This window comes from Bacillus silvicola (genome assembly GCF_050524305.1).
GTDB classification, from domain to species: domain Bacteria; phylum Bacillota; class Bacilli; order Bacillales; family Bacillaceae_G; genus Bacillus_A; species Bacillus_A cereus_AT.
Map to the genome: position 1 here is coordinate 373,234 of NZ_JBNGVC010000012.1, position 21,365 is coordinate 394,598.

Genomic DNA, 21,365 nt, shown 5'->3' on the forward strand with positions numbered 1-21,365 from the left:
ACACCCCTCCCTTCTGATTATCTGAATATTAGATTTTCCTCACCACACTATACAATTATTCTGTATGTTTTTACTAGTTTTGCAGCTCAATCCATTCATCCCGCAATATCCCCATAATGATACGATCAAAACACTTTCCATCTCTCTGAACTGCTTCTCTCATACAGCCTTCCATTTGAAAACCCATCTTTTTATACAGTGCAATGGCAGATTTATTATACGAAATAACATCGAGACCGATGCGGTGTAAATTCAATTCATAGAAAGCATACTTTAGAATAAGCTGGATTGCTTCTCTTCCATATCCCTTCCCTCTATCATTTGCATCTCCTATACCAATTGCTAATAAACCTGTTCTGTTATTCCACTCTATGCCATGAATTGCAACAAAACCAATTAAGCGCTCATCTTGAACTGTTCTTAACATGAAAGAAATACTATTCGATCTTCGTCCCTTAAATAGTCCATCATTTGATATTTCATGTAAAGATTGCGGGCATGCTAAGTCTGTATCTACACTTCTTAAATACTCACTATCCTCTTGCCACTTAGCCATTTCTTTAGCATCCGTTTCTCTAACAGCTGATAATTTAATTGTTTTATCCTGAAAAAGATTAATTGTCATCTGAAACTCCCCCTTTATTAAATAGCGGGGATACTTATTCTAGCCTATTTATCCCCTAGTTCCATAAACTCTTTTATAAACTGGATACATACAATAAGCGCTGACATTGGCACATCTCCTTTATACTAAATTAACTTCATTGTATAATTTTTCATTTATTCTAACAATAACAGAAAGGCCCTCCAAATTTAGAGGGCCTTTCCTAATAGCAAAACTGTATTATTTCGTAAACATTTTCTCCGCTTCATCCATTGCCATTTTGTTACCTAAAGCAGAATAGTCAAGCCATGGTTGGTCATTAATAATATATACGTGCTTACCTTTAACAGCTTTTAAATCTTTCCAAATTGGTGTTTCTTGAAGTTGTTTAAATGCAGCTTTCGCTTTATCATCTCTGTTAACGACAACGAAAATAGCATCTGCATCAAAGTCAGGTAATACTTCTTGTGAAATGACTTCGAAAGGACGGTTTCCATCAATTTTCTCTACACCATTTGCAGGTTGTAATCCTAAGTCTTGGAATAAAATTGGTCCCATCGGTCTTTTCGTACTAAATACTCGTAATTCTTTTGCAGTAACACGAATTGCCATTACTTTTTCGTTATTACCTAGCTCTTTATCAATTAAACTTTTCACTCGTTTTGATTGTTCTTCATAGTCTTGAATATATTTATCTGCTTCTTTCTCACGATTTACAAGTTTACCAACTTGTTTTAACTGATCTCTCCACGTACCTTCATCTAAATTGAAAGAATGTGTTTTTGCAATTTTTTCGTATTTCGCTACATCTTTACCAGCATATTTTTCATCCACATAAATTTCAGATGGCTTTAATTGTAGTAATGCTTCCATGTTTGGATCTGTTACAACGCCTAGTTTCTTCGTATCTTTCAACTGCTCTTTTGCGTGCGGTAAGAAATCTTTTAAATCTCCACCAATAACAGAACCTACTGGTGTAATTCCTAATGCAAGTAAATTATTCGTTAAGTGAATGGACATAGAGGCGATTTTTGGATCATTACTTTTTTCCGTTTTTTTCGTTGCCTCTTCATTAGATTTCGTTTGACCACATGCTGCTAATACTAAAATACACATGATGCTAAATAAAATAGTAAGTTTCTTTTTCATATGTTCTCCTCTTTGAAGTATTTATTTTGTTTTTGTAAGTAAATAAAGAAAATACGGTGCTCCTAAAGCCGCCACTACTACACCAGCTGGAATAGAGTTTGGCTCGAATATAGAACGACCTATCGTATCTGCGAGTACTAAAATAATCATTCCAATAATGCCAGCTAGCGGAAGGAAGTGCTGATATGTACTACCTACTAACTTCCTTGCAATATGCGGAGAAACTAAGCCGATAAAGCCAATTCCCCCTGCCATTGATACGCTTGCACAAGACAATCCTACCGCTGTAGCTAAGAGTAGTAACCGTTCTTTTTGAACAGATACACCAAGTCCTGCTGCTACACTATCACCTAGTGACAGTGCATTTAACGTTTTAGATTTCAGCCATGCGTACGGAGTTAGTATCAAAATCCAAGGTAATAATGCTAGAACATGAATCCAATCTCTTCCCCACACGTTACCAACTAACCACCTAGAAGCGAATGTATACGTCTCATCATTTAACTTGAGCGAGAAAAATAACGAAAGTGCACTAAAACCAGCTGAAACTGCAATACCAACAAGAATAAGTCGAATGGGAAGTAAACCTTTTGACCGATCACTCGCAAGCAAAACAATAAGAAATGCAGCTAACACTCCTCCGCCAAATGTAAATAACGGTATTAAAATCGATGCACTCTCGTTAATAGAATGAAAGAGAGTAACAAATACAATAAGCCCGAAAGATGCACCCGAATGTAATCCGAGAATACCAGGATCTGCGAGTGCATTACGAGATAGCCCTTGCAAAATCGCACCGGAAACCCCAAGGCCAATACCGGCTAACATGGTGATTATAATTCTTGGCATACGATAATCGTATAGCACGGTTGCACTCTCAAAATCACCATAGCCAAAAAGCGTTTGAATTACTTTGAGCGGTGCGATGCTCAGCGTCCCCGTATTTAAGCTAATCAAAATTACAGCGATACTTATACATCCGAAAATTGTAGTTACAGTAATAGCTCTCTTTTTATCCGTGTTAAAAAGATCCTTCACTTATAACTCCCTCCCAACTTTACGTGCTATATAAAGGAAGAACGGAACTCCAACAAGAGCTACCATAATTCCTATCGCAAGTTCTTTAGGAGGATTTACTGTTCTTGCCCCTAAATCAGCTAATACCAATAACATAGCTCCTAATAATGCTGACATAGGAATAATAAGCCGATAATTAACACCAACTAATTTTCTAGCAATATGCGGAATGACTAGTCCTACAAATCCAATAGAACCAACAGCTGAAACAGAAACACCTGCTAGAATCACTACCATAATCATCCCGAGTATTCTCGTTCGGTTCGTTTTCACCCCTAAATTTGTAGCAACATCATCCCCCATTGATATGAGTGAAATAGATCGCCCTAGCACTGTCGCAAAAACAATCGTTATGAGAATAATAGGCACTAAAAATTTCAAGTGTTCCCACTTAACCCCCGCAACACCACCAGCATACCAAAACGCTAAATCTTGACTTAAGTCATAATAAATTGCAATACCTGAACTTAATGAGTGTAAAAGCGCTGCCATAACTGCTCCAGCAATCGTTAACCTCATCGGCGTTAGCCCACCTGATGTTGCTGATCCGATAATAAAAATGAGTACTGTACTTAAAACAGCTCCAATAAAGGAGACAATCATTAAATAGGAATACGGCATATGCGGGAAAAAAGCAAAACTAAGTGCTACTACAAACATCGCTCCTGCATTTATTCCGAGCACCCCTGCATCAGCTAAAGGATTTCGTGTTACTCCTTGCATTACAGCCCCAGCGACTGCAAAAGCTGCTCCTACAACTGCCGCACCAATTACCCTCGGAAGCCTTAATTCATAAATAATTTGATGCTGCGTTAATTTCGGATTGTAATCAAAAACCGCTGCCCACACCGTTTGCAAATGAATATCCTTTGCACCGAATGCAACGGCTAAAAATATAGATCCAATTAAGCATAAAATTGTTAAGCTCATGAAAGAAATGAACTTAATATGTATCCAGCGATTATTACCAGCATGTACAGTAGACTTATGTAACATGTTTCATTTCATCCTTTATATTCAGTTGTTTTTTATAATCATTTTTTATTTATAATCATTATTGATAATAATTATCATTTTCATTTAGATATTATATCCCCACTTTTTTTAAATAGCAAACTATTTTTTTTACTTTGTTAAACTATCAAAATACTTATTACAATTCCCTTCTAAAACTTACAAATACATGCAAAATTGTGCGATGTTATATTTTCAAATTTATAGTATACTGAGTTATTATTTTGACTTTTCAAATAAAAATATCAAAGGTGAAGAAATGTTTCATGTAAAACAACTTATCCTCCCTACTTGTCCAATAAAAAAGAAATACACTCTGTAAAAACAGTTAGCCCATCACTCATTAGAGAGTGATGGGCCTTTTTTAATAATATTTTTTAAACCGTCCTCATCAAAGGCATTATAATTTACAAGAGCATAAGCAGTTGCACATTATGAACTAGTACTAGCAGAAGAGGTTGCTGCAGATGAAGCGGCAATCGTTGCTATCATAGCTGCCTGTTGTGCTTGTATGAGGACTTCTATCATAGTTTGTAAACCTGTGCTAGTAGCTTTACTTTCCTCACCTTTCTGACTTACGAACAGCTGAATAGCAATAAGAATATTTGTATCTGTATGCCAACGGAACAATTTCTCTCCCTGCAATTTTTCAATAAATGCTTTAATAGAATGAATCTCTTTTTCTCCATCCTCAAGTAACGCTAGTAGCCCGATAGCTGGATAATGCATCTGTTTCACTTTTACCTTTTCTCGTTTTAACAAATGCCATATGTTTGTACATGTTGCAACTAACATTTCTTCACGGACATCCTTCTTTAGTGAAAGAATGTGACTTAAAAATTGAAGATCATTCCCCTTACGCAAACCCGCTTTCGCTAGTTTCTGATACAGACGTTCTACACGGTCCATAAGTGTTTCTACATTCTCTGATTGTCCTGCTAATAAAACCGCGAGCGGATAATCATTAGTACCTGTAAGAAAAAGATGATCCTCTTTCATGCGTTTATATACTTGCATCGAACGCTGAACGTGCATGCCATGCTGTTCATTTTCTTCTGTTAAAAGCACAGCTGCTGCGAGATAAGTAAATATACTTCGGCTAAAACCACCAGCGACCAATTGTTCATATAAATCTAAAAACCTCCGAAAAGCTTCCTTGTAATCTGTAAAGTGAATATCTAAAGTTGCGGCCACCACAAAGCGATGATAAGACTTTAAGTATGAAAACATCCCTACCTGATTCTTAATATAACTACTAATTTCTAAAAAACGGGCGAGATCAAACAATTTATCACTACTTGCATACATAGCAGCAATCATCATACCTGTTCGAGAATCACTCGTTTTCCATTTTAGTTCTCCTTTTAACTGTGCATATGTATGTGTGTATTGCTCCAACTTTTGTTCCAATGTAATCATAGTATTCCCCCATTTTCTAGTTCCTCTCTTTTATTATACGTATATTCCATATTTAGGAATACCCTATTTCATACAGATTTTGCAACCTTATACTTTCTTCTGTATTATTTTCAATATTTTTCTATTAAGTAATACAAAAAAATAATAACTACCATAAAATTTAAGATGCTTCTTTATCCTAATAGGTTGGTTTTCTTTCCTTCTTCATCAGCATCACGATGATTAGCGTTCATAATCCTTCAAGAAGTTCAACAACAAAAAAGGATAGATAATAAATTATCTACCCTTTTTTGTCTATATATTATTTAACATTACACCTGTATTGTGAAAAATAAGGTTGTAATTACTTACACCTCAATTTTGACAAAACATCTGTGATTTCGTTTTTTATATGCAATTAAACTTTACCAAAAACTAAAGAGCCTTAATAATACGTTCCATCGCCTTCATTTGCCCAATATGGTCTGCTTCATGATAAAGCATCATACCGTAAAGCTCTCCAACTGTTTCCAACCCTAAAAATGGCTCTGGAAGTTTATTTTCAAATACTTCTGCTGGAATTTCGTTAATACGTTTTGCTTGTTCTTTTAATTGGGCCGTTAACACTTCTAACGTTGGTCCTTCTGTTTTCCATTTAGATGGTCTTGATCCATACCCAAACATACCTGGATATTCTGTTGGCAATTGTTTAAATTCTCTTCCAAACATGAAAATTTCTGCTGCTGTTAACACGTGACCGATATGCCAGCGAATTGTATTGTTAAAACCCTCTGGCTGCGTATCCACAGTTTTATCATCTAGCGTATCCATAAATTTAAGTAATGCCCCGCGCGTTATTTCAAATTGTTTTAAACCAATTATTCTATTCATTTTATCGTTCCCCTTCTTCATGTACAATTTATTACGAACTAAGAATGTTCAACTTATTAAAGTTTCACTTTGTTTAATTTATCAGAAACAATGAAGAAATACATCTAATTTGCTTAGTAAAAATAATAAAAAGGTTCACCTCTCGTAAATATAGAATTACTTACTACACAAATAGTTTAGTAAATAAAAGAGGAGTGTTAATTTCATGTTACATGTTTTAAAACAGCAATATAATCTTATTAGCTCTACAAGAGAAACTCTATTTACATTTTTGGAAGAAATTCCACAAGAAAAATTGCACAGTACGGTTCCTAACTTCGGAAGCGGTAGCATTATAAAGACCCATATTCACGTAGCCGATTGCTATCGATACTGGCTTGGATCATTCGCATTTAAACAAAAACGAGCAGAGTTTTCATTTGCTAGCGATTATGAAATTGAGCATGCAGATGTTTCGAAAGTTCGTGCTAGATTTAAAATAGTAGATGAAACTGTACAACGCTTTTTAGATGAATACAATGACCGGTGGCTCGAAAATATAGCAAATGAAGTGAAATGGCAAAAAGAATCTTGGAGCACAACTCCGCTATGGCTTTTAACTCATACAGAGACACATGAATTTCATCATAAAGGACAGATTGTATCGATGGCTCGTCACCTTGGATACAATCCTCCTGACACAGATCTTAGTTAATTCAATTGTTCTAACAAATGAACTACTATAACTGTCGTTAACATTGTTTATGTAAACGGAAAGGCTCTTCATTCTTTTTGATGTTGTTTATAGTTTTGCAAATTTTCTTGCGGCACAAACTTGAAGACTTTTATTATATTTTAATTATGTTTGTGTCGTGTTCTTATTGCTTAGTTTCATATCCATTTAAAATATATATTAATATGTTTCCTTTTATTATTTCAGTTACCTAATCAATAATAGTTTTTTTCTTTTTATTACCACTTTATACACAATAAAAACGAAAATACCGAAAATAATAGTTGAAAATGCTGGTAAAACTTTATAATTTGGCACGTACACAGTCCAAAAAGAATTAAGAAGCGCATGAAAAATTAGACACATAAAAATACTTTTAGTTGCGTTAAAAATTGTAGTTAGTAAGAAAGATACGGCAATTGTCGTAATTATAAAGGCTATAAAATCCCTTTGAGTTTGATTGGTACCCGGAATAAACCATAACGGCCAGTGCCAAATAGCCCATATAACGCTCACAATAACCGTACTAAAAAATGCCGAAAACCTCTTCTGAAGGGCAGGTTGTAAGAACCCTCTCCATCCAATTTCTTCAAGACCGCCACCAATGATCATTATTGGAAAATTAAGTAATGCCACGTATAATGGTTTTTGCATCGTTGCTCCACCAAATATCGTTGGAAGATAACAGCTAATAAAAGCTAGAACAACGATTAGAACATACCATACAAAGTGATGCCTAGGATTAACAATATTTTTAATAAATACTCTAAACTCTTCTTTTGATCCATATTTTTTCTTTAAACTAATTGCAATGATTGATGGCATGATCCCTCCGAAAACAAATAATATCATCGCTAACGGTGTACCAAATGTCGTAATGTTTAATTTTATTAAGCTAATTAATAGCCCCCATAGTATCCATGTAAATATAAAAGTGCGTATTACATATCGTTTAATCTCATTCCCCATTTACTTGCCTCCTTTATTTTAATTAGAGCATAAATTTAGAGATATGAAAATCACTTATGCTAAATTATTCCAAAACATTAAAGGAACCTCCCTACTCTATCGGCCTATCCGTTAATACGGGATAAACAAACAAAAAGAAAGAGCATGTTTTGAGAACCAATCAAAACATGCTCTTGTAAAGTGACAATAACGTTATTTAATTCTTGTTTAACTACGGTGCAAATTAGTGGTACATGCTTATTTCCCACTAAAAATATCTATAAAAACTCATGTTCATTTAAAAGCAGAATGAAAAACAATAATAATGATATTAGCAAAAAGTTTGATGATGTATTTTGTTGTGTATAAAACTTTTATTATTTGTTTTAGGTATACCATGCCATTATAAAATTCATGTAATATCAAAGTAAGACACATACTTTTCAAACAATACAAAAAATAAAGCTCTTCTTCCATGTAGATCAAAAATATTTATATACTCTATCACCAACCTTAAGGAGAAAATTATAATGAGATTAGAGAGTAAAAGAATTTATTTAAGGCCTCTTTGCGAACTAGATGCATCCATTATATTAGAAAGTACGATGGATACAGAGATACGTTATATGACTGGAACTAAGCCCACTTTTTCATTGGAGCAAATTAAGACACATATAGATCATATAAATAATGATTCAAGTCGCTATGATTTCGCTATTTGTTTACAAAGTACTGACGAAATGATTGGAGAGTTGTCGATTTTAGATATCGATGAGGAGAACAAAAGAGCAGGATTCAGAATATCAATGCTGTCCATAGCATTAACAGGACAAGGCTATGGAACTGAAGCTATTAAAATTGTTTTAAGATTTGTTTTTGAACAACTATCATTAAATCGTTTACAGTTAGAAGTATTTAGCCATAATTTACGCGGCATTAGAACTTATGAAAAGGTTGGGTTTGTAAAAGAAGGAACCTTACGTCAATCCTTATTTTATAACGATACGTACTCGGATGAAATTATTATGGCAATACTTAAAAGTGATTATAAAAATATGCTATAAAGAACCGATACTTGTTTCATCCAAGTATCGGTTTTCTCTATACAAAAGTGCTATTCTTCTTTCGTATAAAACAAATATTTCTCCACTTACTTCTTTGTAAAAGACTCCCTCGTTACATCAATAAATTGCTGTAACGGCGCTGTCATCCATTTATCTTTATGCCAAGCGATTTGCGTATAGATCGGAGTGATTGTATTCTTTAAGACTAATTCCTTTATCGTTCCCTCTCGTATATCTTTTTCTACTACTATCGCTGGTAAAACAGCTATACCTAAATCTGCAATGACACATTGTTTAATTGCCTCGACACTAACAAACTCGATTTTATTTGCCGGATATACATCTTCTGCGCGAAATAACTCTTCAAATAAAGTCCGATATGAGCAACCTAGTTCTGTTAGTAAAAGTGTTTCGCTCTCTAAATCTTTTGTAGAAACGAAAGGTTGTTCAAGCAAACGATGCCCCGGAGTAGCTACTACTTTTAATTCTTCTTTCATAAGTGGCTCTACATGCAGAACATCTTCTGTTTTACATTCGTCCAAAATAAATGCAAGATCGACTTTCCCCTCCATCAATTGTTCTTTCGCATCTTTATTGGAATGCGCTGGTTTAAATATAAGTTTTATTTGAGGGAATTGTGCTTTAAACCTTTTTAATATGGAAGGAAGCCTGTATGTACATTGACTTTCTTGCGCACCAATTATTAACGTACCTGCTATTTCCTCATCATCTTTCACAGCCATTTTTGCTTCATTACTGAGTGCAATCATCTTATCAGCATATAATTGAAACTTCCTGCCCGCTTCAGTTAAGAAAAGACGTTTTCCTAATCTTTCAAATAACGGCGTACCTAGCTCAGCCTCTAACGTTTTAATTTGCGCTGTCACGCTCGACTGAGCAAAGTTTAATTTCTTCGCAGTTTGTGTGAAATTCAAACTTTCTGCAGCCACTTTAAATGTAATTAATTGTTTTATCTCCATTTATCATCCCTCTTCTCAATCGATATTATCGATTGATTTCATCGAAATAATCTTCTTTGTCTATTGATAGTTGTATTGTATGATAAAGAACATCTACAAACAATATAAATGGAGGTATTCCATATGAAAGCACTTTGTTTCGAAACATTCGGAAACGCTGATGTACTACAATATAAAGAAATACATGATCCAATCATAAATCCAAATGAAATTCTTGTTCGCACGAAAGCAATCGGTTTAAATTTCGCTGATATTTATAGACGCCGCGGCGATTATCATCTCGCTGGAAATCCGCCTTATATATTAGGTTATGAAGGGGCTGGGATTGTTGAAAAAGTAGGTGCTGAAGTTACTACTATCCATCCTGGAGATCGTATTGCATTTGCTGATGTCCCATTTGCAAACGCAGAACTAGTAGCTGTTCCATCAGAGAAAGCAATTCCACTTCCTGAATCTATTTCTTTTGAAACAGCTGCTTCTGTATTATTACAAGGATTAACTGCACACTATTTAACAAAAGATAGCTATCAAATAAAACAAGGTGATATAGCTTTAGTACACGCTGCGGCTGGCGGTGTTGGTCAACTTCTCGTTCAAATGATTAAACTACAAGGCGGAAAAGTAATTGGTCTAACATCATCAAAAGAAAAAGCACAGGTAGCTACGTTAGCCGGCGCCGATCACGTATTTTTATATACTGAATCCTGGCATACGAAAGTACTTGAAATGACTAATAGTGCTGGCGTAAATGTAGTATATGAATCAGTAGGTTCTACATTAGAGGAAAGCTTTAGCGCTACTAAAATTGGTGGTACTGTCGTATTTTACGGAATGGCTGGTGGTAATCCTGCGCCTGTAGATCCACGTATGCTTATGGATACTTCAAAAACTTTAACTGGCGGAGACCTTTGGAACGTGCTTACTACGTATGAAGAACGTAAAAATCGCTCTACTCAATTATTTGATTGGATCGCTAGTGGAAAATTAAACATCGCAAGTCCTAGGACATTCTCTTTACAAGATGGTGCCCGTGCTCATGAATTATTAGAGAGCAGAAAAAGTACAGGGAAGATTTTATTGATCCCGTAATCGTTCCAATTTAAAAAGGAAAAATAAACATATAAAAGAGCATCGATTACGATGCTCTTTTATTATGGAATTTTATTCGTTTCTTTTTATTTCAGTAATTTCCGGCTCATCATATGAAATAATGTCGATTATATGGTTCAAACAAGGAATTTGATAGTGAATGAACTGCTCTTCAGGAAATATAAATTCAGCAATTGTTCCTGCTTTAACAAAATCTAAATATCTTGATTTCGAGTAAACCTTAAAGATTTCACCCTCTGAAATTTCGTAATCATCCATTACAGTAAACGATTCATTAGTAATGGAGTAAGCAACGTACGTTTCAAAATCCAATTGCAGAATTGATAGATTTTCATCAACATCAATGGAGTATGCTTCTAATTCAACCTCATCTGTGATTTTTACGAGGCTTTTAGTTTCGTTAACTTCACATCTATCAATAAGCACCTTCAGTGAATTATCTTCTGGTTCGAACAATTTGTTTAAATATATATATCCTTTAAATTTCATCAAATCATGAAAATCCATTGCCTTCCCCCCAGCTTAAACATCTAACAAAAACAGCGGCAAATCGCTTTACACTTACGCTACTACTCAGCGAAGGTTTCCTCCACACTTTCTTTCCCTTGTGCAACATAGCTCATATCTCCAACCGACTCGACTGTGTATGTTCCATCTTGATATACAATCTTCGTCACACTAGCATTTTCCACTCCAAGTTTTGTTTTGCTACTGTCTAACATTTCTATTAAGGTTGTAATCAAAAGCCCATGAACGACAACTAAAACGTTACCGCCACCATTTCCAGCAGCTTCTTCACTAATTTTATCAATCTCTGCTTTTATACGAGTAGAAAATAATTCCCAATCTTCCGCCTGTTTCGTAGGGTCTGCTGCTCTAATAAGATTAATCACTTCTTGAATAGAAAACTTCATGAGTTCTTCTGGCGATGCAACGTCCGCAGCTTTTCCAACCACATCCCACATATTTTCAAGCTTTTCACCTTCAAAAATACCAAAATTTAATTCTCGTAAATCTTTCCTTTTCTCAAGTTTCAATTTTGATTGCTCACTATATTTTAATACTAAATTAGCAGTTTCAATCGCTCGGCCGCTATCACTACTATACGCATTCGTAAAATGAATATCTTTTAATCCCATTCCTAAATTTGTGGCAACTTCCACACCTTTTTCTACTAACGGAGAGTCTGCCCAACCTTGCGCGCGATGGTTCGTATTTAATATTGTTTTACCATGTCTTGTAACATATAACGTAACTAAATTCTCATTAGCATCTGTTTCTCGCTTCTTCATCATATTCTCTCCCTTTAACTTTCTATGTTAATCTTACCATCTCAATTATCTATTGAGCAAAATATACGTAAGTGGATTTTCTTAATAAAAAACACTATCTTTCTGTATATCCCTACAAAAAGATAGCGTCTTTTATGATTACATTTTTTAACCGATACTCCTACTCAGCAAAAGCACTCGAATATTGTACAATTCCTTCTACACCTTGAAGAGCGTTCTCTCTTAGCTCCATCGCCATAAACACTTCATCAGGCACTTCAAAAGGCGCTTTTATATTCCACTCACATGCTTTTTTAAATCCAAATTTCGGATAGTACTCTGGATGCCCTAATACCACAACAGATTCATATCCTAGTTCTTTCGCTTTTTCTAAAGCAGCTACGATCAGTTTTCCGCCAATTCCTTTTTTCTGATGGCCCCTAGCAACTGATACTGGTGCAAGTGCTAATGATTCTACAGAAGTTCCATCCTGTTCTATTGTAATTTTTGATAACATAATGTGACCAACTATTTCTTCATCTACCGCAACGATAGATAACTCTGGAACAAACGCGTCACATTCTCTAATACGTTTTACAAGTTCATGTTCTTTTTTATCACTAAATTCTTCATTTAAAAATGCTTGTTTTACAACTTCTTCTGTCTTACTATAATCATTTTTTTGTTCTTGTCTAATCGTTACCATTCTATATTATCCTCTATTCTTTCTTATTTCTTTTTCAATTTTACGAAGCGCTTTTTTCGATCCGCGCTCAATATCGTGTTGCATTTTTCTTTCTTTATAATCAACAAATAGTGTATTTAAATCATATCCTTCTGGGTATAATTCTTTCGCCGCTACCTCTAAAGTAATACGTTTTACATTCACTTCAACGAATTCACCGTTATAATATACAACGACATTATAGAAATTATCTTTTTCCTTATATACAATCCCGAAATCGTTATGATCTAATAATTTCACACGGTCGCCTTTTTTGTATTCATAGTGCACTTCTCTTTTTTCCTGCACGAATTTCGGCTTTTTAATTTTACTTTCATTCACTTTTTCTAGAGCGTACTCTTTATTTCCCATATACTCTTTCGCTCTTTGCAGTACATGTTCTCTCACATTCATTTTATTCGCAATCCAAAGTGCATTACTTTCACCTGATTTACCGATCACTAATTTATAAAGTGGCTCTAGTGTTTCACTATTAAATTGCATTGCTGCGTTCATAAAATCACCATGCATTTCTGAAAAGCGTTTGATTTCACCGTAATGCGTACTCGCAATTGTAATACATCCCGCAAGGTAAAATTCTTCTAAAATAGATATCGCAAGCGCCGCACCTTCATTCGGTTCTGTACCGCTTCCTATTTCGTCAAATAACAGTAACGTATTATTATTTGACATCCTCATGATTTCAGAAAGATTTTTCATATGAGATGAAAATGTACTTAGTGCATTTTCGATACTTTGATTATCACCAATGTCTACAAATACATTTTCAAAAATAGCAATTTCTGTTTCTTTATCTCCAGCGATATGAAGGCCTGACATTGTCGCTAATGTTAACAATCCGATTGTTTTTAGCACAATTGTTTTCCCACCCGCATTTGGTCCTGTAATAATTAAACTTCGGTAGTTTTGACCGATTTCAAAGTTTAATGGTACTACTTTCCCACTTAAAAGCGGATGCTTACAATTCACTAAATGAATGTAGCCATGATCATTTAATTTCGGCTCTATTCCATCGATTGATTTACTAAACTTCGCTTTCGCAAATACCATATCATATTGACTAATCAATTCCATATTAATTTTTATATGATAAATATTTTCTAATACCATTCCTGATAAAGTCGCTAAAATTTGATACTCTTCCATCGCTTCTTCTGCTTTCAAACTTGCGAGCTCCGCATTTAACTTTGTAACCGTATGTGGTTCTATAAATACAGTAGAACCTTTAGCGGAAGCTTCAACAATACTTCCCGCAACTTGATTTTTATAGGTAGATTTGATTGGAATCGTATAGCGATCATCCTTTTTACTAATAAAGAATTCTTGAATATACTTCTTATTTGCACTACTATTTAAAAACTTCGTTAAACGTTCTTTTATTTTCCCATCTACAGAATCAATGTTATTTCGAATTCGTTTTAACTCTTTACTAGCCGCTGCATCAATGCTATTTCCTTTAATTGAAAAGTTAATTTCCTCTTCAATACTTTTAAATTCAGTCATTGAATTTGCATAGGAAGCTAATACTGGCGCAAAAAATTCTTTATCTAGCATAAACTTTTTAATCTTTCGGCACCCACGTAAGAAGTCTGAAACGCTCACTAACTCCGCTGGATCCAAAATCATCCCTTTTTCTAATTTTTGAATTGTACTAGCGATATTGGAAATTCCGAAGAAAGGAACATGCCCTTCTGCATCTACTATAGCTCGTGCTTCTGTCGTTTCATTTAAGCGATTTCTCACTACTTTTATACTCGTACTCGGCTCTAATTTATTTAATAATTCCTTACCTAATCCACTTACACAATATGATTTCACTATTTCCATTAATTCGTTATATTGTAACTTTTCAAAAGTCATCGTATTCATTTTGTTTCTCCTCACTATGATTGATTTATATCATAAATGAAGATACCTACTCATTAGATTCCAATGAGTTCTACATTATTCAATTACTATTTTTATACATTAAAAACATATACAAAAAAGCTGCGGGGATACCGCAGCTTTTACATTTACAAGGCAAGTGTAATAACATATGAGAAAATAAGCCATAAAAAACAGATGGCAATCCCCTTATTACACGCTTTATAAAGTATTGTAGGTATCTTCATAGGTTTCGAAATAAATCCATGACAAAATTAGGGGTATGATGTACATAAAAATCCCCTGGTCTCATCCGATTTATTTCATTAAATTTTTCCTATTTAGTACCTACCGCACTCACAAAAAGCACCTCTCATTAATTTATATTATAGTCATTGAAATCTAATTTACTGAAATCATCATACTATATGTTTTGTAATAAGTAAAGGTGCCAGACTATTGCCTTTCACACCTGAGGAATGTCACTTTTTTCACTTCGTAGACTGTAAAACCTTCATATAATCAGCCTTTTTCTCAAGGGTCTTTTTCGCATCTTCAGCCGTTAATATATAATCTACTGCAATATTTTTTAATACATCCTTATTAACGTCTGGCAGCTTAATCGTTATATCTTCCACACTACTCTTACTATTTTCAATCGTTTTATTAAATTCCTTAATAATTCTTGCAGCCTCCGCTAATGTTTCCATATGTACAGGATTGTGTACATCTAAAACAGTATTACTTCTAAAAACTGCCGTATAATACTGCTTCAAATTTTTCTTCGCTATTTCTTTCTCGGCATTCTTATCGAAAACAGTATCCCCCACCTGTATTTGAGCGAAAATAAGGATAGTATTATTCTCTTTTTTTTCATAATATGTATTGAATCTTTCTTGTAAATCATTCGCTTCTTTTTTTATTTTATAGTTATCATTATTTACTTTTGGAGAGATTTGTCCCTCGAAAGAAAGTTGAAATTGCAAATACGGTTCATCGACTTGCTGTACAGAAACTATCCGCCACTTTGGACCAAGGAAATCTTTTCCGCTATCCAGTGTTTCAACTTGGTTTAGTTTAACAGAAATACCATACTCCGATTTTGTATAACTTTGTGCTTTTTGTTCAAGTTCTTCATCCGTTATATCGCATGATGTTAATAGTAATAAAATAAATACTATGCTACATTTCATTTTTGTTTTTTTCATATTTCCTCTCCTTTTTCTACTACTTCCTATACAGAAATACCCTTAAAAATTTAAAATTACGATTTATATAAAGAACTTCCTCTAATAACCGCTACATCAAATTGTCTCCGCTAACATTAATAATAAAAACTCATCATCTTGCTTTAGAAAGCCCTAATAACCAAAAGTGTAAAAACACCCATTCATTGTCACTTTACACTTATAGTGTAATTTTACACTATAATCATTTTATCGTAAAGCAAATATAACATCTATTAAAATCACGTTAAAAACATACTAATATTTAGTTCTATAGCAATCACAGTACGATTTTTATTATTACGAAAAACAATATATAAATCTTTTATATTCAACGCTCGGTCGTACATTATAATTTTTGAAGCCTCCCCATTTCAGGCAAGGCTTCTTAATTTCCAGCAGGGATTTATTGTATTTCATAGTTATATAGGAATATGACTCATATTTAGAAAGGAAATGATTATGACTGAACTTAAAGATTGACTACAAGTAGATGATAAAGAGAAATGGGATTTAACGGATATTCACCATATAATTGAAGATTAAGAAAGCGATTTTCATAAAATTGAAGTATTAACGAAAGAATTACACGAGTTGGTGGTGGTTCTGGGGTAAGAGTTACATCCGCCAGAACTGATCTATTACCTTTAAACCAAGGAGATGTTCTTCGAGTACGAGTACGAATAAGAGAAGCCACGGGTGACATTATTTATTCCAACGCATCTCTTGTTATTTCAAAAGTCGACTAGTTCATTTATTAAAATAAAGATTTAGGTATGATAACAATATAAAAAGAAGAGGAAGACTTATATTTCAGTCTACCTCTTCTTTCCATCACCAATTCACTGCTGAACATATATGGAAACTGATCCTCCACTTACATAGAACTGCCCCCATCCGTCCTTATTAATTGTTACTGTATTTGTTTGATTACCCGTCATATCGTACCATACTTCCCCTGCGTTATTCTTTCCAACTTCCATCCACTTTGATCCTCCTGGTCCATCTGAGATTAATGTCGCTAGACCGGAATTAGCATGTACACCATCACCTTCTCTTGTCCATCCAATTACATCTGGATGATCCAAATAATCACGCTGCGTACCATATGCAAAGTTTTTTCGTGCCGTCAAAATCGGATCAATTTTATCTTTTAACGCTGGAATTTCATAACTACTATTTCCGCTTGTCCCATAGTAATCACCATAGAAAACTGAAGGATAGCCCTCTGCACGTGTTAAAATAAATGCATATGCCAACGGTTTAAACCACGGACTTACTACAGATTCCAATGACTGCCCAGGCTGAGAATCATGATTCTCAACGAGAGTAACTGCGAGTGCAGGGTGATTTTGCATTACTGTTCCATTTAAAATATTTCTCATATCATAATTCCCATTTCCTGTTGAAGCATAATGAAAATTGTAATGAAGCGGTGCATCAAACACAGATTGATTATAATTGACTTTCGCTAAATAATTGTTTAAAGCCTGAATATCATTTTGCCAATATTCTGCTACTGTAAACATTTCTTTCCCCGTTTGCTGTCTGGCATAATTTACCCAATCGCGTAAATATTCATGATCAATATGTTTAACAGCATCCAAACGAAATCCATCTAAATTTAATTCATTCGCATACCACGTTCCCCAATTTTTCATCTCATTCGCAACATCTGGATGATCAAAATCAAGATCTGCATACATCAAATAATCATAATTTCCATTTTCGCTAGACACTTCCCAGTCCCATGCTTTACCTATACCCCTAAATTTATAAATTCGATTTAATTTCCTTCCTTCATCCCAATCCGTTCCGTCAAAATGATACCATTTCCATTTGAAATTAGAATAAGCATCTCTGCGCCCTGGAAAGTTAAAACCCGTCCATGCACTAATTTCATAATCACCTGATACTTCAATATTTCGATTGTTACGGTCTACCTCAACAGCTGTTACGGTTTCAGTATAATCAGCCCCACCTTTATGATTCATAACTACATCACCGTATACGTCGATGTTTTGCTTATGTAAAGCGTCAATTGCAGATTTCAACTGTGCTTTTGTCCCATATTTCGTCCGCACCGTTCCTTTTTGATTAAACTCTCCCAAATCATATAAATCATAGGCCCCATATCCTACATCATTTTGCGAAGTCCCTTTATATGCAGGTGGTATCCATACAGATGTGATTCCTTTATGGGCTAAACTTTCAGCATCAGAACGCAAACGATTCCAATGATTCCCATCATTCGGAGCGTACCACTCAAAATACTGCATTAATGTTCCATTGTTTATCGTTGCTGCTTCTGCCTTGTTTCCCTCATATATATTAGGAAAAAGCAAAATAAAAAATAAACAGACTACCGTAATCCTTTTTAACATATTTACACCATCCCCTTCAAGAAAACGTTTGCATAATTCGTCAAAATTATTATAATATTCGTTCTACAGTTAGTAAAGTAACAATCTTTTAATCTCTCACATTATTTTTCAAAATATGAATTCAACTATTCCACAAGTACCCCACATAGTTTAAAATTCACATCGCATTCAAAATTGTATACAATTTATCTATAAAAGTATGGCGGGGGGATTTCTATGACAGACTTTCAAAAACAATTTTTCGCACGTTTACATATAGAAGAAAAAGAAACCGTATCATTTGAAGATTTATCTCAAATTATGTATAGAATGGCGCAAACTGTTCCATTTGAAAACTTAAATATTCTCGAAAATAACTTTAAAGAAATATCAAAAGAGAATTTAAAAGAAAAAATTTTAGTAAACAACCGTGGCGGTCTTTGTTATGAACTAAATCCTACTATGTATTACTTTCTTAAAGACTTTGGATTGGATGTTTATTTAGTTTCAGGGACAGTTTATAATGCTGCAAACTCTATATGGGCTGTCGATTCCGGACATATCGCAACTGTTTTAAAACTTCATCATGCACTTTATTTAATTGAAGTGGGATTCGGATCATACTTACCTCTTGCACCTGTTCCTTTCTCAGGTGAAGTCGTTCACTCAGTAACAGGAGATTATCGTATTCGCAAAGAAACAACTGAAAAAGGAAATTACATTTTAGAAATGCGTAAAAACAATGAGTTTCTGGATCAATCTTCTGCTGATGATTGGACGTTAGGCTATGCATTTTATATAGAAAAAGTGGATGAAACGAAAGCGAATGCAGCACAAAAAATCATCGTTGAACATAAGGGCTCACCATTTAACAAAGTACCTCTTATTGTAAAACTTACACATGACGGACACGCTTCTTTAACAAAAGATAGTCTTACAATAACAAAAGACGGTAAAAAATCTAAAGAAGAAGTTACAGACGAGCAATATACAAATCTTTTACATTCAAAGTTCGGAATTACACTATAACTGTTTAAGCCTCGCTATTTACAGCAAGGCTTTTCAATTTCCAGCAGGGATTTTTTGCAATTTGTTGTATTTCATAGTTATATAGGAATATAACTACATATTTAGAAAGGAAATGATTATGACTGAACTTAAAGATCGACTACAAGTAGCTGATAAAGAAAAATGGGATTTAACGGATATTTACCATACAATTGACGATTGGGAAAGCGATTTTCATAAAATTGAAGTATTAACGAATGAACTACACGAGTTTAATGGAAATATTCACGATGGCAATAGTTTATTAGCTTATTTAACAAAGAGTGAAGAAATTTCTAGCATAATATCTTTAATGTTCGCTTATGCACGATTACAATCTGATCTTGATACACGCGATACTGACGCTCAATCCCTTGTCGATAAAATATCACAATTACACGTGAAAGTAAGTGCGGCTAAATCTTTCTTTTCCCCATTCTTACTTAGCGTAGATGAAAACACATTACATGCTTACATAGAAGAAGCAGAAGGCTTACAATATTATAAAGAAGACTTATTTGAACTATACCGTTATAAAAAACACGTATTGAATAAGGACCAAGAAGAGATTTTATCACAAATGGGTGAAGCACTTTCCTCCCCGCAGCATACATTTGGCATGTTAAATAATGCAGATATACTATTTGGCGACGTGACTACTGATGATGGAGAGAAAGTAAATTTAACGCGTGGAATGTATGCAAAGTTAATAGAAGATGAGAATCGCGAGAAACGTAAAGAAGCCTATAAAGCTTATTACAAACCATATGTTCAGTTAAAAAACTCTATCGCTTCTACTTTATCCGCAGCTATTAAAAATAATGTTACTGTTTCAAAGCTAAGAAAATATCCATCAGCTTTAGAAAAATCATTATTTGGCGATATGGTTCCGAAAGAAGTATATGAAAATTTAATTGATACGACGAAAAAAAACATTCAATCATTACATACATATAATGAACTTAGAAAAGAAAAATTAAATGTAGATGAACTAAGACAATACGACTTGAGTGTTGATTTAGTAAAAGGTGTAAAGCAAGACATTCCATACGACGAAGCGTTTGACATAATGATCGCGTCACTAGCTCCTTTAGGTGAAGAATATATAGAAACATTAAAAAGCTTTAAAGATAAACGCTATATAGACGTGAGAGAAACACCTGGAAAACGCTCTGGCGCTTATAACTTTGGTGTATACGGTGTTCATCCTTTCATTCTTTTAAATCATCACGATGATTTAAATAGCCTTTTCACTCTAACTCATGAATGTGGCCACGGTATGCATACGCATTACTCACACGGATACCAACCAAGAATTTCTGCACACTATACTATCTTTGTTGCAGAAGTCGCGTCTACAGTAAATGAAGTGTTATTAATTCACTATTTATTAAAAGAAGCAAAAGAAACGAACGTGCGTAATCATTTAATTAACCATTTTATCGAGAGCTTTAAAGGTACTTTCTTTACACAAATCATGTTTGCTGAGTTTGAAAAAATCACACATGAAATGGCCGAGCAAGGTAAACCATTAAACGCCCAAGTCTTTAGTGAAATTTATGAAAAGTTATTTAGAGAATATAACGGTGATTCACTTGTATTTGATGAAGAAGTAAAATACGGCTGGTCTAGAATTCCTCACTTCTATCGTCCATTTTACGTGTACAAATACGCAACTGGATTTGCCTCTGCCATTCAAATTGCCGATAAATTATTAAGCGGCGATTCAAATGCTCAGAAAAACTATATCGAATTCCTTAAAGGTGGAAGCTCTGATTATCCATTAAACCTACTTAAAAAAGCTGGTGTTGATTTAACTACGCCAGAACCGATTGAAAGTGCACTAAATCGTTTTAGCTCACTTGTTGAAGAGTTTTCAGCATTATAAAAAGCATGCAGA

Annotated in this window: 18 protein-coding genes and 2 pseudogenes; 6 read left to right on the forward strand and 14 right to left on the reverse strand. The window is 34.2% G+C overall.

What is annotated here, in order from left to right; translation table 11 throughout:
- Positions 1 to 73: 73 nt before the first annotated feature.
- The 6 genes and pseudogenes from ACP6L7_RS13800 to ACP6L7_RS13825 form a co-directional block, all read right to left on the reverse strand.
- Positions 74 to 625, reverse strand: coding sequence for a GNAT family N-acetyltransferase (locus tag ACP6L7_RS13800; protein WP_430529286.1), 552 nt, complete (start codon positions 623 to 625; stop codon positions 74 to 76).
- Between the two features lie 219 nt (positions 626 to 844).
- Entirely contained in the window at positions 845 to 1,753 is a 909-nt protein-coding gene (locus ACP6L7_RS13805) for an iron-hydroxamate ABC transporter substrate-binding protein (RefSeq protein WP_097832570.1), read from the reverse strand.
- Between the two features lie 21 nt (positions 1,754 to 1,774).
- The gene (locus tag ACP6L7_RS13810; protein ID WP_097832569.1) at positions 1,775 to 2,791 is read right to left on the reverse strand and encodes a FecCD family ABC transporter permease; all 1,017 of its coding nucleotides are present in this window, start codon (positions 2,789 to 2,791) and stop codon (positions 1,775 to 1,777) included.
- The gene (locus tag ACP6L7_RS13815) at positions 2,792 to 3,826 is read right to left on the reverse strand and encodes a FecCD family ABC transporter permease (RefSeq protein ID WP_097832568.1); all 1,035 of its coding nucleotides are present in this window, start codon (positions 3,824 to 3,826) and stop codon (positions 2,792 to 2,794) included.
- Positions 3,827 to 4,276: 450 nt separating this feature from the next.
- Positions 4,277 to 5,313, reverse strand: a pseudogene (locus tag ACP6L7_RS13820) (DUF4003 domain-containing protein).
- 364 nt (positions 5,314 to 5,677) lie between these two features.
- Entirely contained in the window at positions 5,678 to 6,154 is a 477-nt protein-coding gene (locus ACP6L7_RS13825) for a DinB family protein (protein WP_141533445.1), read from the reverse strand.
- A gap of 184 nt (positions 6,155 to 6,338) precedes the next feature.
- Between ACP6L7_RS13825 and ACP6L7_RS13830 the strand changes: the two genes are divergently transcribed.
- A complete protein-coding gene (locus ACP6L7_RS13830) occupies positions 6,339 to 6,827 on the forward strand; it encodes a DinB family protein (protein ID WP_097832565.1) in 489 nt (162 codons plus the stop codon).
- A gap of 225 nt (positions 6,828 to 7,052) precedes the next feature.
- Here ACP6L7_RS13830 and ACP6L7_RS13835 read toward each other — a convergent pair whose 3' ends face one another.
- On the reverse strand, positions 7,053 to 7,814 hold the full coding sequence (locus tag ACP6L7_RS13835) for a CPBP family intramembrane glutamic endopeptidase (protein WP_097832564.1): 762 nt from the start codon (positions 7,812 to 7,814) through the stop codon (positions 7,053 to 7,055).
- A 509-nt stretch (positions 7,815 to 8,323) separates the two neighbouring features.
- Here ACP6L7_RS13835 and ACP6L7_RS13840 point away from each other — a divergent pair.
- On the forward strand, positions 8,324 to 8,857 hold the full coding sequence (locus ACP6L7_RS13840; RefSeq protein WP_097832562.1) for a GNAT family N-acetyltransferase: 534 nt from the start codon (positions 8,324 to 8,326) through the stop codon (positions 8,855 to 8,857).
- Between the two features lie 86 nt (positions 8,858 to 8,943).
- Here ACP6L7_RS13840 and ACP6L7_RS13845 read toward each other — a convergent pair whose 3' ends face one another.
- A complete protein-coding gene (locus ACP6L7_RS13845; RefSeq protein ID WP_097832561.1) occupies positions 8,944 to 9,837 on the reverse strand; it encodes a LysR family transcriptional regulator in 894 nt (297 codons plus the stop codon).
- A 123-nt stretch (positions 9,838 to 9,960) separates the two neighbouring features.
- Between ACP6L7_RS13845 and ACP6L7_RS13850 the strand changes: the two genes are divergently transcribed.
- Complete coding sequence (locus ACP6L7_RS13850) at positions 9,961 to 10,926, forward strand: quinone oxidoreductase family protein (protein ID WP_098361788.1); 966 nt, start codon at positions 9,961 to 9,963, stop codon at positions 10,924 to 10,926.
- A gap of 72 nt (positions 10,927 to 10,998) precedes the next feature.
- On the opposite strand, the gene ACP6L7_RS13855 is transcribed toward ACP6L7_RS13850, so the two are convergent.
- The 5 genes from ACP6L7_RS13855 to ACP6L7_RS13875 all read right to left on the reverse strand — a co-directional run bounded on the left by ACP6L7_RS13855 (position 10,999) and on the right by ACP6L7_RS13875 (position 16,037).
- Entirely contained in the window at positions 10,999 to 11,454 is a 456-nt protein-coding gene (locus ACP6L7_RS13855) for a hypothetical protein (RefSeq protein ID WP_097832559.1), read from the reverse strand.
- A 62-nt stretch (positions 11,455 to 11,516) separates the two neighbouring features.
- The gene (locus ACP6L7_RS13860; protein WP_097832558.1) at positions 11,517 to 12,239 is read right to left on the reverse strand and encodes a histidine phosphatase family protein; all 723 of its coding nucleotides are present in this window, start codon (positions 12,237 to 12,239) and stop codon (positions 11,517 to 11,519) included.
- Positions 12,240 to 12,399: 160 nt separating this feature from the next.
- Complete coding sequence (locus ACP6L7_RS13865; RefSeq protein ID WP_097832557.1) at positions 12,400 to 12,924, reverse strand: GNAT family N-acetyltransferase; 525 nt, start codon at positions 12,922 to 12,924, stop codon at positions 12,400 to 12,402.
- Between the two features lie 6 nt (positions 12,925 to 12,930).
- Positions 12,931 to 14,832, reverse strand: a complete 1,902-nt coding sequence (locus ACP6L7_RS13870) for an endonuclease MutS2 (RefSeq protein ID WP_097832556.1) — start codon at positions 14,830 to 14,832, stop codon at positions 12,931 to 12,933.
- Positions 14,833 to 15,320: 488 nt separating this feature from the next.
- Complete coding sequence (locus ACP6L7_RS13875; protein WP_430529287.1) at positions 15,321 to 16,037, reverse strand: hypothetical protein; 717 nt, start codon at positions 16,035 to 16,037, stop codon at positions 15,321 to 15,323.
- A gap of 605 nt (positions 16,038 to 16,642) precedes the next feature.
- Between ACP6L7_RS13875 and ACP6L7_RS13880 the strand changes: the two are divergent.
- Positions 16,643 to 16,804: pseudogene (locus tag ACP6L7_RS13880) on the forward strand (exosporium leader peptide); the annotation flags it as partial.
- 93 nt (positions 16,805 to 16,897) lie between these two features.
- Here ACP6L7_RS13880 and amyS read toward each other — a convergent pair.
- Positions 16,898 to 18,439, reverse strand: coding sequence for an alpha-amylase (gene amyS, locus ACP6L7_RS13885; protein WP_097832554.1), 1,542 nt, complete (start codon positions 18,437 to 18,439; stop codon positions 16,898 to 16,900).
- Positions 18,440 to 18,655: 216 nt separating this feature from the next.
- On the opposite strand from amyS, the gene ACP6L7_RS13890 reads away from it, so the two are divergent.
- Entirely contained in the window at positions 18,656 to 19,447 is a 792-nt protein-coding gene (locus ACP6L7_RS13890; RefSeq protein WP_097832553.1) for an arylamine N-acetyltransferase family protein, read from the forward strand.
- A gap of 118 nt (positions 19,448 to 19,565) precedes the next feature.
- Positions 19,566 to 21,353: an oligoendopeptidase F gene (pepF, locus tag ACP6L7_RS13895; protein ID WP_097832552.1), complete on the forward strand. Its 1,788-nt coding sequence runs from the start codon at positions 19,566 to 19,568 to the stop codon at positions 21,351 to 21,353.
- Positions 21,354 to 21,365: the final 12 nt, after the last annotated feature.